This window comes from Selenomonas sp., assembly GCF_052169755.1.
Classification (GTDB): Bacteria; Bacillota; Negativicutes; order Selenomonadales; family Selenomonadaceae; genus Selenomonas.
Genome location: NZ_JBQNBV010000149.1, coordinates 1 through 4,472 on the forward strand (window position 1 = coordinate 1; position 4,472 = coordinate 4,472).

General features: G+C 59.2%; 4 protein-coding genes. All 4 read right to left on the bottom strand.

Annotated elements, in window-relative coordinates:
- Positions 1–371, bottom strand: a 371-nt coding sequence (locus tag ACTTKG_RS09255; RefSeq protein ID WP_442673923.1) for a zinc ribbon domain-containing protein, incomplete at its 3' end; no start/stop codon positions are given.
- A gap of 204 nt (positions 372–575) precedes the next feature.
- On the bottom strand, positions 576–2,084 hold the full coding sequence (locus ACTTKG_RS09260) for an SH3 domain-containing protein (RefSeq protein WP_442673920.1): 1,509 nt from the start codon (positions 2,082–2,084) through the stop codon (positions 576–578).
- Positions 2,085–2,331: 247 nt separating this feature from the next.
- Positions 2,332–3,687 carry an MATE family efflux transporter gene (locus tag ACTTKG_RS09265; protein ID WP_442673921.1) on the bottom strand — a complete coding sequence of 452 codons (1,356 nt, stop codon included), beginning with the start codon at positions 3,685–3,687 and terminating at the stop codon, positions 2,332–2,334.
- 391 nt (positions 3,688–4,078) lie between these two features.
- The coding region (locus ACTTKG_RS09270) for a DsrE/DsrF/DrsH-like family protein (RefSeq protein ID WP_442673922.1) at positions 4,079–4,472 on the bottom strand (394 nt) is incomplete at its 5' end.

Genomic DNA, 4,472 nt, shown 5'->3' on the forward strand with positions numbered 1-4,472 from the left:
TGCTTCTGATACTCCTCTTGATTCTGTGCAATGCGGGCGTTCTCACGGACAGCTTTCTCCATCATCTCCACCAACACCGCCAGTTCCTGCTGCAGCTTGGCTTTCTCCTCCGCAAGCACCGTCGTGTCACAGAGTACCTGTCGCACGAGCCGAGCATTCGCGATGATCTCATCCCGCTCCGTCACCAGCCGATTGAATGCTGTGACGAAGGCTTCCTTGATTTCATCCTCCGTCACATGGGGCGTCTGGCATTTCTGCCCGTCATACTTGCTGTTGCAGCGGTAAACGGTGCGCCTGTACTTATCTGTGGAGTGCCAGACCTTGACGCCAAAGTAACCGCCGCATTCGCCGCACCATCTCGAACACGGCAGGGTCGATGATTGCCATCCTCGCCCTTGTCGTAGCCGAGAAAGCGCGAGTAGCCGACGGAGAACTTGCCGTCTGCGAATCTCTTCCGCAAGCCCCATGTGACGTTCTCGGAAATGCTCCTCGCTTCCTCCTGCGATAGGCTGGAAAGAATCGTCAAGAGGATTTCTATTATATGCGCCGGGCATCGAAACCCGGCGCATCATACTTTATCGAAAAATTCCCACCCCTGTGCAATCGTCGAGATTCCTGCCTTCCGTGCTCGTCAAAAAGTAGGCGTCGCTGACGAGGACGCGGCGGATGCGGCGGCGCTTCAGTCCTTCCTGTGTCTTTTCCCAGCAGCCGCTCAAGGAATGTATGACATACGTCTTGCCATCGACCGAGCCGAGCGTGAACATCACATGGCCGGGGCGAAAGAGGAGACTCGCGGGCGGCGCGGCGAGAAGCGCTTCGGTTCGCTCTGCGGGCGCGAGATCATCGAGCGGCGTGTAAAAGATGTGTGGCGCGGCATCTTCCGTGCCGCGCCGACGCACCCCGAATGCCGCAGCCTTTCCCCGCGCACCGTGCGCCGCATTCTGTGCATCGCTCAAATGGGCACTCGCCCGCAGAAATGCCTCTTCCTGCTGATCAGCGTCGCGCGGCAGCTCGATGCCGACCGTGCGATAGACGTCGGCGACGAACGATGAGCAGTCGACGCTCTCATCCTGCCCGCCCCAACCGTAGACGTCACCGAGGCACGCGAAGGCGGCGCGGCGCAGATTGTTCGCCGTATAGGGCAGGCTGCCGCGATGGAGCGCGGCGGCTTCCATGCCGCCCGCGTCCTCAACAGCAAGGCTCGCGCTCTCGCTGTACGGAAGCGCCAAAAGCACCTCGGCGAGACTGCCGTCCGCCGCACGCTGCGGCAGACGCGCGAGATGCGCTCCGCCCTGCTGCACGAGCGGAATGCGGCTGCCGAGTTGATAGAGCTGCCCGCCCGCCTCCTCGGGCGCTTCATAGAGATTGCGCGTCACGACGAGGAAATCTTCGGGCTGCACATAGGCGAGCCACGTCTCGCGCGTTGTCAAGGCAACCGCCTCCCTCGCCAGCCAGCCGCGATAATAGCGCATGGAAACGAAGAGGAACTTGCCGTCCGCGCTCTCGCTCCAAACGGCAAGCGGCTCGGCGGGATCGACGGCGGTCGCCTGCAAGATGTCGTAATGAATGTCATCGGGTGCATCGAGCCAAGCTTCTGCCGTCGGAAGACAGCGCAGATCGGCGCGGCGCACACAGATTCCATAGCGCAGGGGATTTCTGAGCGGCAGTTTCTCCGCCGCGCAGTTTTCCTGCACCGCCTGATACGCTTCATCCGAAAGCGGCTCTGTCGGCGCGTACCAACCTTCGCGCTCGGGCGCGGCTTCTTCCATCCAGCGTCGGAGCTGCCGGCTCGATACGGCACGCGGCAATTCCGCCAGAGAAACGAGACTCGGCTGGTTCGCGTGCAGCTCTTCGTTGAGACGCGCCACGTCCTCCGCCGTGCCCAAAAGCCGCTTGCCCGCCGCGTTGCACCAGAAGTCGAGATCATCATAGGGAGCGCCGAGCGCCACGCCGTAGTCGGGCGCTGCATCTTCCGTCTGCGCCCGCACATCATCCGCAAGCTCCGCCTTCGATGCAGACTGCACGGAAACTGCCGCCGCATCTGTCACGGACAACAGCGCCGCCGCAGCTTCCGCATCCGTCAAATCCGCTCCGCCGAGCAACATGCCGGCCACAGCAAAAAAGCACGCAGCATGCTTCCCGATATTTCTCGAAACTTTCATTTTTGCACACATACCTCTCAACCTCCCAAAATCATCACGGACAACAGCGCCGCCGCAGCTTCCGCATCCGTCAAATCCGCTCCGCCGAGCAACATGCCGGCCGCAGCAAAAGAGCACGCAGCATGCTTCCCGATATTTCTAGAAACTTTCATTTTCGCACACATACCTCTCAACGTCCCAAAATCACAGTTCCCGCCGCTTTTTCCTCACGAAAGGAACACGCCGCCCCCCAAAGCTGGCGGAAGGAGAGCAGGACGGCGGTCAAATCTGCCGCAGGAACGGCGAGCCATGCGCCGTCCAATCCGAAGAAATGCGGCAGGAGCATGAGGAATACCACGATGCCGACGAGATTGCGCACAAAGGATAGGATTGCCGACATCCTGCCATCCGAAATCGCCGTGAAGAAGGTCGAGGCGAAGAGATTGAAGCCGCAGAGCGAGAAGCTCCAAGAGAAAAGCAGAAAACCGCCGAGCGCCAACGCATAGGCGTGGCCTCCATCCGGCAGGAAAAGCGCCATCAGCGGTGCGGCAAAAACCCGCGCCGCCGCAAAGGACAAGAGTCCGAAACCAAAGATGATGCCAAGCGACAGCCGCAGAAGGCGCAGAAGCTCGGCGTATCCTTTCGCGCCGAACTGGTAGGAAAAAACGGGCGCGACGCCATTGGCGAACCCCATGAGAATCGCCGTCAGGAGCATTTCCGCATAGAGAATGACGCTGATCGCTGCGACGCCATCCGCCCCCGCATAGGAGAATGTCACGAGGTTAAAGAGGTACGTCGTGATGCCTACGGAAAGCTGCGTGACCATCTCGGAAGAGCCGTTGCAAAGCGCTTGGAAAAGCGGGCGCACGGCGAAGGAACACCGCGCGAACGCGAGCGTGCGGCTATAACGCGAAAAGTAAACGAGCCCCAAGACCGCCGCGACGACATCCGAGATGCCCGTCGCAAGACCTGCGCCGACGATGCCCATGCCGAAATGCGCGAGAAACACATAGTCAAGTCCGACGTTGACAAGTCCCGCTGTCAGCGATACGAGAAATCCCTGCACAGGGCGACCGTCCGCGATATAGAAAGCGTTGAATATGATCATCAAGGCAACGAACGGCGCGAAGAACATATTCGCCGAGAGATACGCGCGGCAGTCAGCATAAAGCTCGGGTGAAGCGCCGAGAAGCGCTAAAATCGGCTCCATGAAGCGGAATACGCTGAGCGCGAGCAATATGCCGAGCGCCGCACCGACAACAACAATCAACGTGAAGCGCCGCCTCGCCAATGCCGCATCTCCCTCCCCCAGCGTCTTGGCGACAAGTGCCGAGCCGCCCGAAGAAAGCATGATGGAAAGCCCGAAGAGAAGATTCAGCACCGGATAGACGATGTTCGAAGCGGCGAGCGCGAGCGTTCCCGCATAACGTCCGATGAATATGCCATCCGTCACCGTATAGATAGAAAGGACGAGCATCATGCCGACGGCAGGCGCAGCGAAGCGCAAAAGCCCGCCAAGACTGAAATGCTTTGCCAATGTGTTCATGAAGATTCCCCTTTTGCAGCTTACATGAAAGAGCCAATCCGTCTGCGCCCTACGGGCTTGACTTCTTGGACTTTCATTGTAAGCTTAACGCACAAACGTCCACTTTGTGGACATAGTGCGCACGCCCTTACATGAAAGAGCCAATCAGCCTGCGCCCTACGGGCTTGACTTCTTGGACTTTCATTGTAAGCTTAACGCACAAACGTCCACTTTGTGGACATAGTGCGCACGCCCTTACATGAAAGAGCCAATCAGCCTGCGCCCTTTGGGCTTGACTTCTTGGACTTTCATTGTAAACTACATAGTAGGGGTGTTGTCAAGTTTTTGCCGAAAAGAAGGACTGCCCTGCACCATCGCTTGGATGATGCAGGGCAGTCCTTCTCCTTTTCTTCTATATGAAGAGGTTCGTGTCCGACTTCTCCGCCGCCGCCAAGTAAGCGGCGACACCGCCCGCGCTTACGCCTGCGATCAGTTCCTCGGCGCGTATGCCCATGACGTCCATTGACATCTGACATGCGACGATTTCCGCGCCGCCCTTGACTGCACTCTGCATCAGGCTCTCCAAGGACGCAACACCCTTCTGTTGCATGACATGGCGCATGAGGCGCGTGCCGATGCCCCCCAGATGAAGCTTCGAGAGCGCAAGCGCCCGGCTGCCGCGCGGCATCATCCATCCGAAGATGCGGTCGATGAACCCCTTTTTCACGTCTGCGCCTTCAGGGCGGCGCAGAGCATTCAGCCCCCAGAACGTGAAGAACATCGTGACCTTGCTGCCCATAGCAAGC

Bases quoted from the DNA above. Each gene is read 5' to 3' on its own strand.
- ACTTKG_RS09265 (WP_442673921.1), bottom strand. From the start codon at position 3,687: ATGAACACATTGGCAAAGCATTTCAGTCTTGGCGGGCTTTTGCGCTTC.